Here is an 18,347-nt window from a genome sequence, read left to right as displayed (position 1 = left end):
TCCCCGGAGGGGTGGTGGCGGAAGGGCAGGGGTTGTCCGCTTCGGCACCAGACTTGAACGGTTTGTTTTCTTGAATCACTCGTGTTTATAGGGATAGGTTGTCGCCATGACCGCATCCCAGCCTCCGACCACCGCCGACGAGCTGCGTGGTGCCGGCCTGCGGGTGACGGCCGCCCGCGTCGCGCTGCTGGAGACCGTTCGGAGCGGCGACCATCTCGACGTCGAAGGGGTCGCCTCGGGCGTCCGCGAGCGCGTGGGCCACATATCGCTCCAGGCCGTGTACGACGCGCTGCACGCGCTCACCACGGCAGGACTCGTCCGCCGAATCGAACCGGCCGGCAGCCCGGCCCGGTTCGAGGGGCGCGTCGGCGACAACCACCACCACGTCCTGTGCCGCTCGTGCGGTGCCGTCGCCGACGTCGACTGCGCGGTCGGCGACGCCCCGTGCCTGACCGCCTCGAACGACCACGGCTTCGTCATCGACGAGGCCGAGGTCATCTACTGGGGCCTGTGCCCCGACTGCTCCACCGTCAGCCATTCCTGAGTACGTTGATCCGCCCCCTCCGGAAGGATTTCCCCCATGTCCGAGACCCAGGAGAACACCGCGGGCAAGTGCCCGGTCGCGCACGACCGTGCCCCGCACCCCACCCAGGGCGGCGGCAATCGCCAGTGGTGGCCCGAGGGGCTCAACCTGAAGATCCTTGCCAAGAATCCCGCCGTCGCGAACCCGCTCGACGAGGGCTTCGACTACGCCGAGGCGTTCCGGGCCCTCGATCTCGCGGCCGTGAAACGTGACATCGCGGAGGTGCTCACCACCTCACAGGACTGGTGGCCGGCCGACTTCGGCAACTACGGCCCGCTGATGATCCGTATGGCCTGGCACAGCGCCGGCACCTACCGCATCTCCGACGGCCGCGGCGGCGCCGGCGCCGGCCAGCAGCGTTTCGCCCCGCTCAACAGCTGGCCGGACAACGGCAACCTCGACAAGGCCCGCCGCCTGCTGTGGCCGGTCAAGAAGAAGTACGGCCAGGCCATCTCCTGGGCCGACCTCATGATCCTCACCGGCAACGTGGCCCTGGAGTCGATGGGCTTCGAGACCTTCGGCTTCGGCGGCGGCCGCGAGGACGTCTGGGAGCCGGAGGAGGACGTCTACTGGGGTCCCGAGAAGGTCTGGCTCGACGACCAGCGCTACACCGGCGACCGTGACCTGGAGAGCCCGCTCGGCGCCGTCCAGATGGGCCTCATCTACGTCAACCCGGAGGGCCCCAACGGCAACCCGGACCCGATCGCCGCGGCCCGCGACATCCGTGAGACCTTCCGCCGCATGGCGATGAACGACGAGGAGACCGTCGCCCTCATCGCCGGTGGCCACACCTTCGGCAAGACCCACGGCGCCGGCCCCGCGGACAACGTGGGCGCCGACCCCGAGGGCGCGCCGATCGAGCAGCAGGGCCTCGGCTGGAAGAGCACCTACGGCACCGGCAAGGCCGGCGACGCGATCACCAGCGGCCTGGAGGTCACCTGGACCACCAAGCCCACCCAGTGGAGCAACGACTTCTTCGACATCCTCTTCGGCTACGAGTGGGAGCTGACCGAGTCCCCGGCCGGCGCCAAGCAGTGGGTCGCCAAGGACGCCGAGGCGATCATCCCCGACGCGCACGACCCGTCGAAGAAGCGTCTGCCCACGATGCTCACCACCGACCTGTCGCTGCGCTTCGACCCGATCTACGAGCCCATCTCCCGCCGGTTCCACGAGAACCCGCAGGAGTTCGCGGACGCGTTCGCCCGCGCCTGGTACAAGCTGACCCACCGTGACATGGGCCCGAAGGCGCTGTACCTCGGCCCGGAGGTCCCGGCGGAGACCCTGCTGTGGCAGGACCCCCTGCCGGCGGCCGAGGGCGAGCCCATCGACGCCGCCGACGTCACGGCCCTCAAGGCCAGGCTCCTCGAATCGGGCCTGACGGTCTCCCAGCTGGTCTCCACCGCCTGGGCGTCGGCCTCGACGTACCGCGGCAGCGACAAGCGAGGCGGTGCCAACGGCGCCCGGATCCGCCTGGAGCCGCAGCGCGGCTGGGAGGCCAATGACCCCGACCAGCTCGCCCAGGTCCTGCGGGTCCTGGAGGGGGTCCAGTCGGAGTTCAACTCCGGTGCCAAGAAGGTCTCCCTGGCCGACCTGATCGTCCTCGGCGGTGCCGCAGCCGTGGAGAAGGCCGCCAAGGACGCCGGCGTGGACATCGAGGTGCCCTTCACCCCGGGCCGCGTCGACGCGACCGAGGAGCACACGGACGCCGAGTCCTTCGCGGCCCTGGAGCCGACGGCGGACGGCTTCCGCAACTACCTCGGCAAGGGCAACCGCCTGCCGGCCGAGTACCTGCTCCTCGACCGCGCCAACCTGCTCGGCCTCAGCGCCCCCGAGCTGACCGTCCTGGTCGGCGGTCTGCGCGTGCTCGGTGCCAACCAGGGCGGGTCCAAGCACGGTGTCCTCACCGAGACCCCGGGCGTGCTGACCAACGACTTCTTCGTCAACCTGCTCGACATGGGCACGGAGTGGAAGTCGATCTCCGAGGACCAGACCACGTTCGAGGGCCGCGACCTGGTCACCGGCGCGGTCAAGTGGACCGGCACCCGTGCCGACCTGGTCTTCGGCGCCAACTCCGAGCTGCGCGCGGTGGCCGAGGTCTACGCGAGCGACGACGCCAAGGAGAAGTTCGTGAAGGACTTCGTCGCCGCCTGGACGAAGGTCGCCAACGCGGACCGGTTCGACCTGGTCTGATCCCGGCGAAGCCCGGTGCGTGACGCCCGGGCCGGCCTCACCGGCCGGCCCGGGCGTCTTTGCGTCCGCATGGTCTGCTTTACGTGCCAACTCCCCGTAGTTTGCTGCACATCAGCGGTTCTTTACCTCAGCATGGCCTCGACTCCTGCCGTTCACGCGACCTTCGCAGACTCTGCACGTCCTGGAGTCACCCCCCGTCCCGACCGCCCGCGGGAGTTCGCGCATGAGTCACGGTCACAGCCACGACCACGGTCACCATCACCACCATCACACGGACGCCGACGCCTCGTCGCTGCCGCCCGCCCTCGATCTGTCGGTCCCCGACGAGGAGCTGACGCCCGGTCAGCTCTCCCGCCGCTCGATGCTGCGCCGCACCGGTCTGCTCGGCGCGGGCCTCGCGGCGGGCAGTGTCCTCGCCGGCGCGGGCCAGGCCGCCGCCTCGGTCTCCTCCGCCCGCTTTCGGGACGGCCGCTCCGGCGACTACCTGTGGCTGGCCGGTGACCACCACATTCACACCCAGTACAGCTCGGACGCCAAGTACCGGGTCGTCGACCACGTCCGCCAGGCCAACGCGCACGGCCTGGACTGGATGGTCATCACCGACCACGGCAGTGAGACCCACGCCAAGATCGGTGTGGAGAAGGTCAACCCGGACATCGTCGCGGCCCGTGACGAGATCGAGGACACCCTGGTCTTCCAGGGCCTTGAGTGGAACATCCCGGCCGCCGAGCACGGCACCGTCTTCGTCCACCCCGGCAAGAACGAGGTCGCCGTCCTCAAGGAGTTCGAGAACTCCTTCGACGGTTCGGTCAAGGGCGCCTCCGCCAACACCCCGGCCAACGAGGCGCTGGCCATCTCCGGCCTCAACTTCCTCGCCGAGCAGGTGCAGCGCCGCAAGGTCAAGGACGCCCTGTTCCTCGCCAACCACCCGGCGCGCAAGGGCATCGACTCCCCGCACGAGATCCGCGCCTGGCGCGACGCCCAGCCCTCGATCGCCGTCGGCATGGAGGGCGCCCCCGGCCACCAGGCGGGCGGCCTGCCCAAGCCGAACGGCCCCGGCTCCGCGCGCGGCATCTACGACAACAGCCCGAGCGCCGACTCCTTCGGCGGCTACCCGCTGGAGAGCTACCGCACCTGGGGCGGCTTCGACTGGATGACCGCCACCGTCGGCGGCCTGTGGGACAGCCTGCTCGCCGAGGGCAAGCCCTGGTGGATCACCGCCAACTCCGACTCCCACAACGTCTACGCGGACAGCGCGGTACGCGGCCCGAACGGCGACTTCAACGCCAACGGCCGCTACAACGACCCGGTGTACGGCGGCGGCATCAGCCTCACCGACACCGACTTCTGGCCCGGCCAGTACTCCCGCACCCACGTCGGCTCCGCCTCCTTCTCCTACAAGTCGGTGATGGACGGCATCCGGGCCGGCCGGGTCTGGGTCGACCACGGCGGCCTGATCAGCGGCCTTGACGCCCAGCTGCGCTCCGGCTCCCGCGCGGTGACCCTCGGTGGCGTGCTCCAGGTCCGCAAGGGCAGCCAGGTCGAGCTGGTCATCGAGATCAGCCTCGCCAACGGGCCCAACTGGTCCCAGTTCGTGCCCACCCTGGCCCGCGTCGACGTCATCCAGGGCGATGTCACCGGGACGGTCTCCGACAAGGACACCTTCGCCACGCCCGCCACCAAGGTCGTGAAGTCCTTCGAGGTCAACAAGGCCACGGGGGCGGTCCGGCTGACGTACTCCCTCGGCCGCCTCGACAAGCCGGTCTACGTCCGGCTGCGCGGCACCGACGGCAACCGCTCGGCGGTCGGCATCAACGGCGCCGCCGTGGACCCGGCGGGCCCGGCCATCGACGTCCTCGGCGACGCCGACCCGTGGAAGGACCTGTGGTTCTACTCCAACCCGATGTGGGTCCTGCCCGCATGACCTCCCCGCACCACGCCTCCGGCGTCCACCCCGTCATCGGGGTGGACGCCGGTACGGCGACCCTGCGCGAGGCGGACCACCTGATCCACGGGCTGCTGGGCCGACCGGCGCTCACGGACGGCGTGTTCGCCTGCACCCACCTGTACCGCACCGACGAGCGCCGGGGTACCGCGGTGTCGCTTGCGGTCCCGGACCCGGACGCCGTGTGGCAGGAACTGCTGGAGTGGTTGCCGGAGGGCGGCGGCCTCGCCCTGACCGACCGCACCCACGGTCCGGGCGACGCGGTGGACACCGCCCGCCGGGCGGCCGCCGCACCCCGCACCTCCGGCCGGGCCGTGGTCTACCCGGGCGTGGAGCATCTCACCGGCACGGTCACCGTGGCCGCCGTACTCGACCGCAGCGCCATCGAACGCCTGGTGGTGCTGGGCGCCCCGGCCGCCGAACTCCCGCCCGAAACCAAGATCCTGACGCAGGATCACGTACGCCCGGAGTGGCGGAACGGGGTCCTCACCCTGACCCTGGTCCCGGCGGCGGGCGGCCTGCTGGCCCCCTTCGAGGTCCCCAACCCCACTCCCTGCTGCGCCGACCATCTCTGACGCGAGGTCAGCGCCCGGAGCCGCGGCCGGACAGCTCCCCGCCGACACCGACGCGCACGGCCCCCCGTCCACCGGCAGCGGTCCGGGGACACCGTGCGCGCGCACCAGTCGCACCGCACGGAGACCTCCGCCCCGGCCTCCCAGCGGTCCGGTCACCCGCCGCAGCGCGGCTCCTCCACAACGGTCCCCCCACTGCCTAGTGACATGGCCTGGTCAAATCTGTCAGGCTTCCGACTCGCACCGTTCGTAACGCGTGACCCGAGGCCGCTCCCCGGCGCACCCCAGCCGGACGGACGGTCACCGAGCAGGCCGGGATCCCGGCCGCCGCAAAGGAGTTTCGTGTGAGACCGACCCCCCACAAGGCCTTCGCCACCAGCGCGCTGGCCGTCGCCGCCCTCGCCGCGGCCCTGCTCCCCGGCGCCCCGGCGTCGGCGGCCGAGGCCACCGCCGCCGCCTGCACGGCGAGCCAGCTGATCACCAACGGTGGCTTCGAGAGCGGTACTTCGCCCTGGACCCAGTCGTCCACCAGCGTGATCACCAACCGCTCCGGCCAGTCCGCCCACGGCGGCACCAGCTTCGCCTGGCTGGACGGCACCGGCGGCACCCACACCGACACGCTCTCGCAGAGCGTGACCATACCCTCGGGGTGCTCCGCCACCCTCACCTTCTGGATGCACATCGACACCGCCGAGACGACCGGCTCCACGGCGTACGACAAGCTCACGGCCAAGATCGGCAGCACCACCCTGGCGACCTACTCCAACCTCGACAAGAACACCGGCTACGTCCAGAAGTCCTTCGACGTCTCGGCGTTCGCCGGCCAGACCGTGACCGTGGCCTTCACCGGCACCGAGGACTCCAGCCTCCAGTCCAGCTTCGTCCTGGACGACATCGCCCTGGACACCTCGGGCGCCACCACCCCGGGCGACACCACCCGCACCCCGGCCGCACCGTCGTACACCGTCAGCCTGACCAGCAACGCCACCGGCACCAGCTGGACCGGCCACGAGAGCGCGACCTTCACCAACGCCTCCGCCACCGCGCTGAGCGAGGTGTACCTCCGCCTCTGGGACAACTACCACGGCACCTGCTCGGCCCCGCCGATCACCGTCAGCAACGTCACCGGCGGCACCGCGGGCGACCTCTCCGTCGCCTGCACGGCCCTGAAGGTCACCCTGCCGACGCCGCTGGCGCAGGGCCAGAGCACATCGATCGGCTTCGACCTGGGCATCACTGTCCCCAGCGGCGCCGACCGCTTCGGCTACGACGGCAGCTTCAGCTTCATCGGCAACGCCCTGCCCGTCCTCGCGGTCCGGGACGGATCCGGCTGGCACCTGGACCCGTACACCAACAACGGCGAGTCGTTCTACTCCCTGGCCGCCGACTTCAAGGTCACCCTGGACCACCCGACCAGCCTGCTGGTCCCGGCCACGGGCACCTCGACCGACACCCCCGGCACCAGCGGCCGTACCGTCACCACCGCGACCGCCGCCAAGGTCCGTGACTTCGCCTGGGCGGCCGGGCCCTTCACCAAGATCTCCGGCACCTCCACCGCCGGCGTCCCGGTCAACATCTACTCGGTCTCGGGGATCAGTTCCTCCAGCGCCCAGTCGATGCTCACCACCGCCAAGTCGGCGGTCGACGCGCACGCCGGCCGCTTCGGGGCGTACCCGTACGGCGAGTTGGACGCCGTCATCGACAACAACTTCTGGTTCGGCGGCATGGAGTACCCGGGCTTCGTCCTGGACCTGGTCAGCACCACCGCGCTCACCCACGAGATCGGCCACCAGTGGTGGTACGGCATCGTCGGTGACGACGAGTACAACAGCCCCTGGCTGGACGAGGCGTTCACCGACTACGCCACCGACCTGGCACAGGGACTGAGCGGCACCAACTGCTGGAACAGCGTGTCCTGGGCCTCGTCGGCGGAGAAGATCACCAACTCGATGGCGTACTGGGACGCCCACTCCTCCCGCTACTCCACCGTCGTCTACGGCTACGGCAAGTGCGCCCTGCACGACCTGCGCCGCCTCATCGGCGACACCGCCATGACCACGCTGCTGAGGAACTACGCCACCGCACACTGGTACGGCGTCTCCACCACCGCCGAGTTCAAGGCGGCGGCCCAGGCGGCCACCAGCACCGACCTGACGTCGTTCTGGACCACCCACCGCATCGACGGCTGACGCACGTCGTTCCGTGGACCCGGGCGTGGCACGGCCGTTGGTCAAGGCCGTGCCACGCCCGGGTCGTTCGCGTTCCTGGCGTACGCCGCGGTGTGGTAATCCTTCCGTCGTCCCGTACGCCGAGGATTGCCGTGGTACCGCTTTCATGAACCAGTCCCGCCCCCTTGCCCTCCGTCGCCGCGAGGTCTCCGTGGCACCGGAACGGCTGGCGATGCTCGGCGACGCCGTGTTCGCCATCGCCATCACCCTGCTCGCGCTCGACATCAATGTCCCCGAGGGCCTGCGCGACTCCGAGGTCGCCCACGCCGTACGGGAGCTGTTCCCCGCGATCGGCGCGTACCTGCTGAGCTTCGCCGTCATCGGCGTGCTCTGGCTGACCCAGCACGCCCTGTTCACCGTGATCGCCACCATCGACCGCTCACTGCTCCACCTGTACTTCGCCCTGCTCGCGGTCGTGGCCGCGCTGCCCTTCCCGACCAAGCTGCTCAGCCAGTACGGCGAGACGACCACGGCGACGGCCTGCTACTCGGGCGCGATCGCCCTGTCGCTCGGCCTCCTGTGCGCGATGTACCTGCGGCTGCTCACCGCGCCCGCGCTGGCCGCCCCGGAGGCGGACCCCGGGCAGCTGAGGAAGACGGTCCGCCGCAACCTTCTGCTCGTCCTGGTCTTCGCCACGGCGATCCCGGTGGCCTTCTGGTCGCCGAACCTCGCCAAGTACTGGTGGCTGCTGGCGATCCCGGTTCGCGCCGTGCACCGCAGGCCCGCTCAGAGCGCCGCCGGGGCGCCGGCCGAGGCAGAGCCCGGGTCCTGAGGGCAGCCCGAGGCCCCGGCCCGCGGGAGGCGGGCCGGGGCGGTGAAGGGCCGGCTCAGGTCAGCAGACGGTCTTGAAGGCCGTCTCGACGAAGCGGGCCGTGGTCTTCGGGTGGCTGATCATCGGCACGTGGGACGGCGCTCCTCGTCGGCCAGCCGGTGGGCGAGCTCGTCGGCGCTCCAGGCGGGGCGGCTCACCAGCCGGTTGCCGATGATCCGCAGCGCCAGCGGCAGCCCGCCGCACAGCTGCGCCAGCCGGGTGAGCGCCGACTCCCCGTCCGTGGCGGACCGTTCGCCGAGAATGCCGGTCAGCAGCTCGGTGGCCTCCGGCATCTGCAGGGGACCCAGGACGAGCCTGCGCACGCCCTCCAGGCCGGACAGCAGGCGCCGGCTGGTGACCAGCACCCGGGCCGCGCCCCCGCCCGGCAGCAGCGGGCGCACCTGTTCCTCGGACGCGGCGTTGTCGAGCACGACGAGAACGCGCCGGTCCCGCAGCAGAGAGCGGTACAGGGAGGCACGGCCGTGGGTGTCGGCCGGCAGCTGCTGCTCCACGACCCCGAGTGAACCCAGCAGCAGCGCCAGGGCGTCGTCGACGGCCAGCGGCCGCTGGGACATGCCGAACAGGTCGAGGAAGCACACCCCGTCGGGAAAGCCCGGCCGCACGGCGTGGGCGGCGCGGACGGCGAAGGTGGTCTTCCCCAGCCCGGCCGAGCCGGTGACGAGCCCCACCACGGCGACGCCGGGGCCGAGTTCGCTCTGCACGAGCCCGTCGACCCAGGCCAGTTCGGTGGCGCGGCCGGTGAAGTCGCCGATGGACCGCGGGAGTTCGCACAGCCCGGTCGGGCGGGTCCAGTGATCCCGTAGCCGGGCGTCCCGCGCGAGTTGCAGGAGTTGCTGCCGGGCGTCGTAGGCCAGCGCGAGCGCGTCCGCGACCGCGGTGACGGTCCGCTGCTGGGGGCCCTTGCTCCGGCCGCGCTCGATGTCGGACAGGGTCCGGGCGCTGACCCCCGAAGCGTCGGCCAGCTGCTCCAGGGTCAGACGGGCCGCGCGGCGATGGCCCCGCAGCAACTGGGCGAAGGTCGGACGATCGCTGATCGGGCTGCTCCTTCTCGGCGAAATGGGCACTTGACCCACTTCGAACGTCCGTAAGCCTACTCGGACCCCGCGGAGCGCCCACCCCGTCGCCCGGAGGGACCAGCAGAACTTGCATCACTCGTACGGCGGGCCTGGCGTGCAGCCGGTCGCCGGAACCGGAAGCCTAGGATCCGAAACCGGACATGCAGGACATATCTCGCCTTGCCCGGTAGGGGCGGGGCTTCACCTCACGACTGAAGGAGACGGGATGCCGCACCGCGCCGGGAGAACCCGCTGGCGGCTCTTCGCGGTGGTCCTGGTGCCCGGCGTCGCGGCGTGCGCCACCGTCGGCATCGGCATGGCGCAGGGCGTACTCGCCGCGTCGTTCTTCATCTCCGGCCAGAAGTTCCAGGTCACCGCCGACTCGCTGACCGCCCGTGGGTTCAGCCTCTACGGCATGGTCGACGTGACCAGAAAGCATGAACTCGTCCCCGTCGTGGTCACCGGCTTCCGGCATGCGGCGATCAGCGGGCTGTGCCAGTCCGTCGTGGTCGACGTCCCACTACTGGGCACCCAGACCGTACGGCTCACCGGCGGTGACGATCGGCTGGCCGAGGCGTCGGACCTGTTCCTCGACTCGACGACGTCGACGGCCGAAGGCGCGAATTTCACCGGCCTGGACATCGGTGTCGCTCAGGGCGCCCTCACCAAGGGCCCGGTCAGGTCCGGAGACCGGGACTCCCGGTTCTTCGATCCGGACGGCGTCGCCCAGCAGGCAGTCTCGACCACCCTGACCGACGTGCGGGTGAAGGCGGTCGCGCTGTCCGCCGGCACCTTCAACATCCCGGGTCTGCAGGTGCGGCTCCAGCCGGGCGACCACGCATGTCCCTGACCCGGCGGGCCAGGACATCATTGATCAGGACAGGACGCGTGATCACCAACCCCTTCGCCAGACCAGGCGAACTGCTCGCCACCGCCCCGGAGTTCCGGCGCAGGTTCCGCACCTGGCGCGGCGAACGTCCCTTCTGGGCCGGGCTGTTCACCTTCGGGGCCGGGCTGCCCATCCTCTACTGGCCCTACGCGAACCTGGACCTTGGCGGGATCCCGCTCGCCCTGTCGACCACATCGGGCGCCGGCGCCCTGGTGATCGGCACCCTGCTTCTGGTGCTGGGCGTCGCCCTCTGCTGCCGTCCCCATCTCCGGGTCTTCGCCGGGATCGCCACCCTCCTGCTCTCGGTCGTCTCCTTTCCCGTCGCGAACTTCGGCGGCCTCTTCCTGGGCGTCGCCTGCGGCCTGATCGGCGGCTCCCTGGCCTGCGCCTGGCTGCCGCCCGCGGCCGAGGAACCGCCGGCACCGCCGAGCGACTGCGGGACCACGGCCGTGGTGGCGCCGGAGGGCCGAAGTGGCGACTGCTGACGACCGCACCGGCCGGAGCGCGCGCACTGACGGGCGCGGCCGCCCGCGCCGTACGAGTACGGCCGGTTCGGTGTTCGCCCGTGCGTCCGGGCCACTCGCCTGCGCGGCGGCCGTGGCCTGTCTGTCCCTGTCCCTGTACCGGGGGTCCCTGCAGCCGGGGTCCCTGCACCCGGGCGTGAGCCTCTCCGCGGCGCCCGCCGACGCACCACGCCTCGGCGCGTACCCGCCGCGCGCCGCCAAGGGCTCCTGGACGCTGCGCGCCGACCGGCTCGTCCTGCGAGGCGCGAGGTTCCGTGGCATCGCCACGGTGCGCACCGCGACGGGGACCGTCCGGGCACTGAGGTTGACCGTGCGGTCACTGGACGCCGTCGACCTCGACCTGACCGTCGGCCGGGGCCGCGCGGCGCTGCGCCTGCGGGCCAGACCGGCGACGACCTCCACCCTCAAGGGCCAGGGCACCGGAGGTGCGGTCACCCTTTACGTCCGCAAGCTGTCCGGCAGGGTCACGGGCCTCGGCGGCGGCCAGCTCCCGGCGGACCGCACCGTCACCGTGACCCCCGAGTCCGTACCCCGCTGGCTCTCGCACCCGGTCGTCCGTACCCGCACGATCACCCTCGTTTCGGCGACCGTGGCACAGGTCGTGCAGCTTGGCGGTCAACTGTCCATGAAGGGAGCGCAGTTGCGGGTCGTGGCCAGGTGACCTACGCCCCCGGCAGCGGGCGGACCGTGAGGATCTGCGACGCGTGTCCGACCGGCCCGTCGAGTTCCAACGGAGCCGGCGCCGGCTCCGCTCCCCCGTGCCGTCCTCGGTGATCCTGTCGATGATGGCGGTCGGTCCGAACACCCCCGTGTGTTCTGTGGTCTCTGCCTTCACCCCACAGGACTCCCGAGCTGTGACCGACGTTCCGTGAATGCCCCGTTCCATCCGAAAGGGTGAAGAATTCGAGCCATGTCCGCACGCACCTCGGCACGGTCCAGGGAGGAGGACCGTGCCGAGGTGATCGGGGCCGTGTGGAGGTCAGGCCGTGGCGCGCTGCCTACGGCGCAGCGTCAGGTACGTGCCCGTGGCACCGACGGCCACGAGGGCGCCCACGCCGAGGCTCACCGGGAGGGTCGGGAACTCGCCGGAGCCGGTCGTGGCGGCCGTGTTCACCATCGCCGGGCCCGGCGTGATGTGCGTGCTGACCGGAGCCACCTGGTGGATCGGGCCGACACGCTTGACGGAGCCGTCCGAGTTCAGCAGCACCTGCTTGTTGTTGGGGTGCCGGAAGTCGAACATGTTCGTCAGCGAGCCCGCGGTGGCGTCGAAGGAGTGGTCGCCGACCCGGCCGGTGCGCCAGTTGTCCTCGATGAAGCGGGTGATCGAGGCCTGGTCGGTCTGGGTGTGGTCGACCTTGTTCACCTTGCTGTACGGCGAGATGACCAGCATCGGCTGCCGGGTACCGGGGCCGCAGCGGTCGGCGTAGCCGCCGGACGCGGCCGGGCCCGCCTGGCAGGCGGCGCTGTCGAGGGCCTTGCCGTTGGAGCCGACCGTGGTGTCCTTGGAGCCGTTGCGGGGCTTGGCGTAGGCGTGGTCGTACCAGCCGTCGGAGTCGTCGTAGGCGACGACGATCGCCGTGGACTTCCACTGCGGCGAGCTCTGGATGGTGTTGATCTCGTTGACGAGGAAGTGCTGCTCGTCGGTCGGGTCGGAGTAGCCGGCGTGGCCGTCCTGGTACTCACCGGCCTTGAGGAAGCTGACGGCCGGCAGCTTGCCCGCCTTGGCGACCGCGGTGAAGTCGGTCAGGTCGTAGTTGTGGTTGGCCTGGCCGTTGTGACCGATCTCGTTGACGTTCTTCGGCGCCACGTGGTGCGGGTTGGACGTCGACTTGTAGTACGAGAACGGGTTGTGGTGCGGGCTGTAGTCGACCACGGAGGCGCCGCCGACGTTGGTGTGCGTGGTGTCGCACCTGGCGTAGGAACCGGACGCGCCGGTGTAGGCCGTGGACGGACGGAAGCCGCCCTGGAACCAACCCCACGTCACGCTCTTGGCGTTGAGCAGGTCACCGATGTTCTTGCCCTGCAGCGACGCCAGCGCGCTGGTGCTGGTGTGGTCCTTGTCGGAGCAGTCGTCGTAGGCCGGGTCCGGGTCGTTGATGACCGTGCCCACACCCTTGGCGTTCGGGGAGGCGATGGCGTACGAGTCGGGGGTCGACGTCTGCTTGCCGGTGACCGAGTCGACCGAGATCGCGCCGTGCGTCTGACCCGAGACCAGGTTGAGCGCGCCGGGCGTGGACGGCCCGTAGACCGAGCTGTAGGAGCGGTCGTTGAGGGAGTACTGCTGGGCGTAGTTCCACAGCGCGGTGACGGTGTTGCCGTCGTAGTAGTCCATCACCAGGCCGGGCTCGCCGAACAGGCCGCCGCTGCACTTGTCGACCTCGGTGTTCTGCACGAACTGGTCGGCCTTGCCGCCGTCGTATGCGTACTGCTCGGGCCCGTAGGAGTGGTTCTGGTCGCAGGTCATGGCCTGCGCCGGGGTGAGCCGCTTGGGCGCGTACTGGTTCGGGTTCTTCGTGAGCAGCCCGGCGTGCGCGAGGGTGTCGATGTTCTTCGGGGTCTTCTTGGACGCCGTGAACTTCGTGCCGTCGGTGTTCGCGGCCTTGGGGTAGGTCGCGAAGTAGTGGTCGAAGGAGATGTTCTCGTCGAACAGCACGACCACGTGCTTGATCGGCGTGGCGGTCGACGACCCGCCGTGGTGCCCTGCGGGTACGGCCGCCCAGCTGGGCGCGGTGCCACCGAGGACCGTGAGCGCGGCGGCCCCCACGAGCGCCCCCAGACTCCTGATCGCCGTTCGTCTTCCTGTGCTGGCCATGCGAACTCATCCTCCGGGCATGAACGTCAGTGCGTCGTACAGGCAGGGATGCTTCGCCCGCTTCCGGGCGTTGCGGCGGAGCCATGATGGCGGGTGAGTGAATACCGGGTCAGGGATGCTGGGGAAAATCTTGACTGTGTATTGACCGATCGGGTCAGGGAGTTGTCCGAACAAGCTCAGATTTCGAACAGGTTCAGGTGAGGAGGGTGCGCCCGTACCAGTCGCTGTTGTCCCGGACCCCGGGCAGGGCGAAGAAGTACCCGCCGCCGAACGGCGAGATGTAGTCGACGAGGGGTTCGCCGGCCAGCCGTTTCTGCACGGTCTCGAACTGCCGGGCCAGGTCCCGCTGGTAGCAGCAGAACAGCAGGCCCATGTCGAGGTTGCCGTTGCTGTCCATGCCCCGGTCATAGTTGTAGGCGCGGCGCAGGATCCGCTGCTCGGCGGTGGCCGTGGTGCGTGGGTTGGCCAGCCGGATGTGCGCGTCCAGCGGGATGACATCGCCCTTGGGATCGTCGGCGTAGTCGGGCGTGTCGTGCTCGGCGTCGCCGTCCAGGGGTGCCCCGGACTCACGGGAGCGGCCGAACATCCGCTCCTGCTCGCCGAGCGAGACCCGGTCCCAGAACTCCACCAGCATGCGGATGAGCCGCACCACCTGGTAGCTGCCGCCGACCGCCCAGTCCGGCTCGCCGGCATCGGCGCCGACCCACACCAGCCGATCCATCTCGCGGGCGCTGGTGGTCTCCGGGTTGGCGGTGCCGTCCTTGAAGCCCATCAGGTTGCGCGGGGTGCCGGACGGCCGGGGCGGGCTGGTGAACCCGTCCATCCGCCAGCGGACCTGCATTCCGCCCCGGGTGTGCCGGGTGATGTCGCGCAGGGCGTGCAGCACGGTGTCGGCGTCGTCCGCGTGCAACTGCACACTGAGGTCGCCGTGGCACCACTCCGGCCTGAGGTCGTCGTCGGGGAAGGCCGGCATCATGGTCAGCCGACGGGGTCTCAGTTTCCCGAGCCCGTACCGGTCGTCGAAGAGCGAGGCGCCGACGCCGACGGACACCGCCAGCGCCCTGGACGGCAGTTCCTCGCCGAGGACGCCGGAGTCGGCGGGCGTGGCGGTGACACCCACCGGGTCGGGGGTGCCGCCGGAGGTGAGGAAGCGGGCGCGTTCGGTGAGCGTGCGCAGCAGGTCGGTCAGCTCGGCCCGGTTCCCGGCGGTGACGTCGAGCGAGGTGAACACGGTCGTCCGGCGCGGCGCCGCGATCACGGACTGCTGGCGGGCGCCGTGGAAGGGCGCGATGGCGGGCGTCGCCGCGGTGATGTCCGCGACCGGGGCGGCCGCGCCGCCGGCGGCCAGCCCCGCGCCCGCGAGCGCCGCGCCCCGCAGGAACCCACGGCGGCCGACTCCGCCCTTGCCCGTCGTCTCGTTGGTGCTCACACCGTCCTCCGCGGATCGCACAGGGTGGCCACCGACGCCAGCCGTTCCACCAGGTCCCCGAACGCCGCGTCGACGTTCTCGCGCCGGCGGTGGCTCAGCTGCCCCAGGGGGGTCCAGGTGCCGTCGTGCCCGAAACCGTCGAGTGTCTTCCCGACCCGGTCCAGTTCGCTCTCCAGGCCGGACAGACCTGGGTACCGGGTGGCGAGCAGCGGGTGCAGCCGGGACATGACCTGCACCGTGCCGTCCAGGTTGGCGCGGGCGGTGGCGAGGTTGCTGCCGCTGCCGTAGTCGGTACGGCCGGTCAGTTCGAACTGCACCGTGTTCTCCAGGATCTCGTGCGCCCGCAGCCCCAGCTGGGCGGGGTCCATCCGGGTCTGCGCCCAGTCGTCGCGCAGCGCGGTGACCGCCTTGACCAGGTCGGCCGCCGGCCCGCGCAAGCCGCTCGCGGACTCGCCGTGCCACAGGCCGTACTCGATCCGGTGGAAGCCGGTGAAGTCCTTGTCGTGCACCCCGCCGGGCAGGCCCGCGTCCGTGCCGTTGATCGCGCCGTCCGCGTCCCCGAAGGCGTCGTACGCCGCGCCCAGCCGCTCGTACTCCAGGTGCGCCGGCAGCCAGTCGGTACGGGCGGCGGCGAGGTCGCCGCCGTCGATCGCGTCCCGCAGCGTCGTCGTCAGCCGTACGACGTCGGACAGTCCGCTGCCGATCCACTTCTGGTAGGCGATCGCCGGCGGGATCAGGTCGTGCTCGCTGACCGGGGCCGCGGCGGGCCCGCTCTTCCCCCTGGTGATGCGGACCGTGGGCCCGGTGACGGCGTCGGCGTCGTCGGGGACGCACTTGAACGCGTAGGTGCCCTTGCCGAGGCGGACGGTGAGCTCGCGGGTGGTACCGGGGCCGATGCCCTCCACGTCGCCGTAGACGGCCTGGCTCTTCGGGTCCTCCAGGAGGATCTCGGCGGAGCCGTCGGTCGGGTTGCGCAGGTCGAAGACCTGGACACCGGGGGCCGGCGCGCTCCAGCCCCGGCCGCAGCGGCTGGCGGACACCTCGACCGTGGTGTGCGGCAGGGCTGCCGGGTCGGCGTGTGGGGGGCGTGAGTCGTGCGTGAGCGCCAGGACTCCGGCCACCAGGCATACGACGGCGACCGCGACGACCGCCCAGGGACGCAACGACCTCCAGCTGAGGCCGGACAACACCATCCCGAGCTCCCGGGTTCGTACCGTTCGTGATCGCCTCATGTTAGGCAGGCCTTCGCACTCGAACGGCCGTCCAGGGAAACCCATGACCAAGAGTTCCCTGCCGGTTCACCGGACCTCCCGACGAGCCCCTCGGTGGGTTCCGGGCTGGACCAGCCTGAAGAACGCGCGGGCGCCGGCGCGTTGTACGGACTGCCGCAGCCGCGCCGGGAGCGGACGGGAGACGGGCGCGGGGGCGGGGACGCCGGCCAGGCGCGGGAACTGCTCACCGCGGCCGGCCTCGAAGTCGCCGCCTTCGAGGGGCAGATCAACGTCCTCACGTCCCCACCCGGCATGCGCGGACCCGCCTGGGCCGCCCGCGAGACCCTGGTCAGCGAGGGCCTCGCCACCCCGGACGACCTCGCCCGCTGGGACGCGGCGTTCCGGGAGATCGAAGCGGACACCAGCGCACTCCGCTTCTTCGCCGCCACCTTCGTCGCCGTCGGCCGACGCGGCCAGTGCTGTGACCGGATAGGTTCACCGGTTCCGCTCGGTACTGGAAGCTACGCGGTGTGGAGGGATGGGGCGTATCGGTCCGGCGAGGGAAGGCACGGTGGCGCCATCAGTAGGGGGCGCGGGCGGAACTGCTCATCAGGGGCGGGTGTGGACGCCGATGCCTCCGGAGACGGTGAGGTTGTCGCCGGTGATGTAGCCGGCGGCGTCCGAGGCGAGGAAGGCCACGGCTTCGGCGATGTCGGCGGGAGCGCCGACGCGGCCGAGCGGGACGTCCCGAGCCCAGGAGTCGATCATTTCCTGGGAGACACCCATCTTGCTGTAGGCAGGGGTGTTGATCAGTCCTGGGCTGACGGCGTTGACGCGGATGCGGCGGGGGGCGAGTTCGAGCGCGAGGGACCGCATGAGCGGCAACAGTGCGCCCTTGGCGGCTGTCATGGCGGCTCCGATCCCTTCGCCGGCGCCCACGGTGATCACGACTGAGGCGTCCTCGTTGAGGATCGGGAGCGCCTTCTGCAGGGTGAAGAAGGTGCCTTTGACGTTGATGTCGAACAGCGCATCGAAGGCGGCTTCGTCGGTTGACTCGATCGGGCCGGGGCGGGAGATGCCCGCATTGAGGAAGAGTAGGTCGAGGGAGTCGAATTGCTGGCGTGCCTGGTCGATCGCATGGTCGATGTCCGGCAGGGACCGTGCGTCGGCCTGGACGGCCATGACGTCTTCGGGAAGTCCGGCATTGGCGGCATTGCCCACGCCTATGACCATGACGCGGTAGCCGCGGGAGTGGAGCAGTTCAGCGGTCGCCTTGCCGATGCCGCTGGTTCCACCGGTGATCAGAGCTGCGGGTGCGGACATGGTGCGCTCCTTTTGCGTTCCTGTGAGGTAGGACTCTGGCAGCGTACGACTAATTGGCAGTGACTGCCAAGCAGGATGTGAGTGACGGCCTGGCAGTGCTGGGCTAACCTGGTGGCATGAAGCAGGAAGCCAAGACAGCGACGGGCGCACCGGCCACGCTGTGGGACCGGACACGGCAGCTGGCCTCCCGGGAGATCCTCGAGACGGCTCTGCGCCTGTTCACCGAGCAGGGCTACGACGAGACGACCATCGCCCAGATCGCCCGAGAGGCCGGTGTCTCCCAGCGCACCCTCTTCCGCTACTTCGGCACCAAGGAGGACCTTCTCGGCGGCGACCAGGACCGGTTTGGGCAAGTCCTGACGGACACGATCAGCGAACAGCCCGCCGAAGCCGGTGTCTGGGAGGCCCTGCGCGCAGGGGTTGCCGCCGTATTGGCCTTGCACGACAGCCGAGAGCAGGCCCTGGAGCGGTTCCGTCTCCTGCACAACACCGCCTCGCTGCGTGCCGGTTGGCTCGAAAAGCGACTGCGGTTCCAGGAGGACCTGCTGCCGCTCGTCACGGCGCGTATGGACGCTGCATCTGCTGTCGGCGCTACGGATCCGAGGGCCCGCGCGGTGATCGCGACGGCGTTCGCCTGCCTGGATGCCGCATCGATGACGTGGGTCGACAACGACGGCAAGGGCGACATCATGGACCTGTACGACGAGTGCCTGGCCGCAGTGCGCGGCTGATCACTAGTGCTGTGACGCACGTT

15 protein-coding genes are annotated in these 18,347 nt (G+C 70.6%); 10 read left to right on the top strand and 5 right to left on the bottom strand.

The window, feature by feature from the left end; genetic code table 11:
• Positions 1–106: 106 nt before the first annotated feature.
• The 6 genes from ACZ7OO_RS04875 to ACZ7OO_RS04850 all read left to right on the top strand — a co-directional run bounded on the left by ACZ7OO_RS04875 (position 107) and on the right by ACZ7OO_RS04850 (position 8,290).
• Positions 107–544 (top strand): Fur family transcriptional regulator, encoded by a 438-nt coding sequence (locus ACZ7OO_RS04875; RefSeq protein WP_471501542.1) that lies wholly within the window; start codon positions 107–109, stop codon positions 542–544.
• Between the two features lie 36 nt (positions 545–580).
• The gene (gene katG / locus ACZ7OO_RS04870) at positions 581–2,773 is read left to right on the top strand and encodes a catalase/peroxidase HPI (protein WP_471501540.1); all 2,193 of its coding nucleotides are present in this window, start codon (positions 581–583) and stop codon (positions 2,771–2,773) included.
• Positions 2,774–2,996: 223 nt separating this feature from the next.
• Positions 2,997–4,697 carry a PHP domain-containing protein gene (locus ACZ7OO_RS04865; protein WP_471501539.1) on the top strand — a complete coding sequence of 567 codons (1,701 nt, stop codon included), beginning with the start codon at positions 2,997–2,999 and terminating at the stop codon, positions 4,695–4,697.
• Positions 4,694–5,293 (top strand): hypothetical protein, encoded by a 600-nt coding sequence (locus tag ACZ7OO_RS04860; protein WP_471501537.1) that lies wholly within the window; start codon positions 4,694–4,696, stop codon positions 5,291–5,293. Before ACZ7OO_RS04865 ends, ACZ7OO_RS04860 begins: the two co-directional genes overlap by 4 nt.
• Positions 5,294–5,634: 341 nt before the next feature.
• On the top strand, positions 5,635–7,479 hold the full coding sequence (locus tag ACZ7OO_RS04855) for a M1 family metallopeptidase (RefSeq protein ID WP_471501535.1): 1,845 nt from the start codon (positions 5,635–5,637) through the stop codon (positions 7,477–7,479).
• A 145-nt stretch (positions 7,480–7,624) separates the two neighbouring features.
• Positions 7,625–8,290, top strand: a complete 666-nt coding sequence (locus ACZ7OO_RS04850; protein ID WP_471501533.1) for a TMEM175 family protein — start codon at positions 7,625–7,627, stop codon at positions 8,288–8,290.
• Between the two features lie 119 nt (positions 8,291–8,409).
• Here the strand turns inward: ACZ7OO_RS04850 and ACZ7OO_RS04845 are convergent, their stop codons facing one another.
• Positions 8,410–9,414 (bottom strand): helix-turn-helix domain-containing protein, encoded by a 1,005-nt coding sequence (locus ACZ7OO_RS04845; RefSeq protein WP_471501531.1) that lies wholly within the window; start codon positions 9,412–9,414, stop codon positions 8,410–8,412.
• Between the two features lie 217 nt (positions 9,415–9,631).
• Between ACZ7OO_RS04845 and ACZ7OO_RS04840 the strand changes: the two genes are divergently transcribed.
• Genes ACZ7OO_RS04840 through ACZ7OO_RS04830 form a run of 3 tightly spaced genes read left to right on the top strand, consistent with a single transcriptional unit; the run spans position 9,632 to position 11,479 of the window.
• A complete protein-coding gene (locus tag ACZ7OO_RS04840) occupies positions 9,632–10,255 on the top strand; it encodes a DUF6230 family protein (RefSeq protein ID WP_471501529.1) in 624 nt (207 codons plus the stop codon).
• A gap of 38 nt (positions 10,256–10,293) precedes the next feature.
• Positions 10,294–10,779 (top strand): DUF6114 domain-containing protein, encoded by a 486-nt coding sequence (locus ACZ7OO_RS04835; RefSeq protein WP_471501527.1) that lies wholly within the window; start codon positions 10,294–10,296, stop codon positions 10,777–10,779.
• On the top strand, positions 10,766–11,479 hold the full coding sequence (locus ACZ7OO_RS04830; protein WP_471501525.1) for a hypothetical protein: 714 nt from the start codon (positions 10,766–10,768) through the stop codon (positions 11,477–11,479). The genes ACZ7OO_RS04835 and ACZ7OO_RS04830 overlap by 14 nt, the downstream gene beginning before the upstream one ends.
• 318 nt (positions 11,480–11,797) lie before the next feature.
• On the opposite strand, the gene ACZ7OO_RS04825 is transcribed toward ACZ7OO_RS04830, so the two are convergent.
• From ACZ7OO_RS04825 to ACZ7OO_RS04810, 4 genes are all read right to left on the bottom strand, one after another.
• Positions 11,798–13,630 (bottom strand): phospholipase C, encoded by a 1,833-nt coding sequence (locus tag ACZ7OO_RS04825; protein WP_471501523.1) that lies wholly within the window; start codon positions 13,628–13,630, stop codon positions 11,798–11,800.
• 193 nt (positions 13,631–13,823) lie between these two features.
• Positions 13,824–15,059, bottom strand: coding sequence for an iron uptake transporter deferrochelatase/peroxidase subunit (efeB, locus tag ACZ7OO_RS04820; RefSeq protein ID WP_471501521.1), 1,236 nt, complete (start codon positions 15,057–15,059; stop codon positions 13,824–13,826).
• Entirely contained in the window at positions 15,056–16,252 is a 1,197-nt protein-coding gene (locus ACZ7OO_RS04815; protein WP_471501519.1) for an EfeM/EfeO family lipoprotein, read from the bottom strand. Before ACZ7OO_RS04815 ends, efeB begins: the two co-directional genes overlap by 4 nt.
• 627 nt (positions 16,253–16,879) lie before the next feature.
• Positions 16,880–17,593 (bottom strand): SDR family NAD(P)-dependent oxidoreductase, encoded by a 714-nt coding sequence (locus tag ACZ7OO_RS04810; RefSeq protein ID WP_471501517.1) that lies wholly within the window; start codon positions 17,591–17,593, stop codon positions 16,880–16,882.
• A gap of 116 nt (positions 17,594–17,709) precedes the next feature.
• Between ACZ7OO_RS04810 and ACZ7OO_RS04805 the strand changes: the two genes are divergently transcribed.
• Complete coding sequence (locus ACZ7OO_RS04805; protein WP_471501515.1) at positions 17,710–18,324, top strand: TetR/AcrR family transcriptional regulator; 615 nt, start codon at positions 17,710–17,712, stop codon at positions 18,322–18,324.
• Positions 18,325–18,347 lie beyond the last annotated feature (23 nt).

Source organism: Streptomyces sp. NPDC111744, assembly GCF_055634995.1.
Note: the sequence above shows the minus strand (reverse complement) of the source record. Positions and strands in the feature narration are given on the sequence as shown.

What these genes read in the sequence shown, in the direction of transcription:
- ACZ7OO_RS04805 (WP_471501515.1), top strand. Translation starts at nt 17,710, where the DNA reads ATGAAGCAGGAAGCCAAGACAGCGACGGGCGCACCGGCCACGCTGTGG.
- ACZ7OO_RS04875 (WP_471501542.1), top strand. Translation starts at nt 107, where the DNA reads ATGACCGCATCCCAGCCTCCGACCACCGCCGACGAGCTGCGTGGTGCC.
- ACZ7OO_RS04860 (WP_471501537.1), top strand. Translation starts at nt 4,694, where the DNA reads ATGACCTCCCCGCACCACGCCTCCGGCGTCCACCCCGTCATCGGGGTG.
- ACZ7OO_RS04865 (WP_471501539.1), top strand. Translation starts at nt 2,997, where the DNA reads ATGAGTCACGGTCACAGCCACGACCACGGTCACCATCACCACCATCAC.
- ACZ7OO_RS04825 (WP_471501523.1), bottom strand. Translation starts at nt 13,630, where the DNA reads ATGGCCAGCACAGGAAGACGAACGGCGATCAGGAGTCTGGGGGCGCTC.
- ACZ7OO_RS04815 (WP_471501519.1), bottom strand. Translation starts at nt 16,252, where the DNA reads ATGGTGTTGTCCGGCCTCAGCTGGAGGTCGTTGCGTCCCTGGGCGGTC.
- ACZ7OO_RS04840 (WP_471501529.1), top strand. Translation starts at nt 9,632, where the DNA reads ATGCCGCACCGCGCCGGGAGAACCCGCTGGCGGCTCTTCGCGGTGGTC.
- ACZ7OO_RS04810 (WP_471501517.1), bottom strand. Translation starts at nt 17,593, where the DNA reads ATGTCCGCACCCGCAGCTCTGATCACCGGTGGAACCAGCGGCATCGGC.
- katG (WP_471501540.1), top strand. Translation starts at nt 581, where the DNA reads ATGTCCGAGACCCAGGAGAACACCGCGGGCAAGTGCCCGGTCGCGCAC.
- ACZ7OO_RS04850 (WP_471501533.1), top strand. Translation starts at nt 7,625, where the DNA reads ATGAACCAGTCCCGCCCCCTTGCCCTCCGTCGCCGCGAGGTCTCCGTG.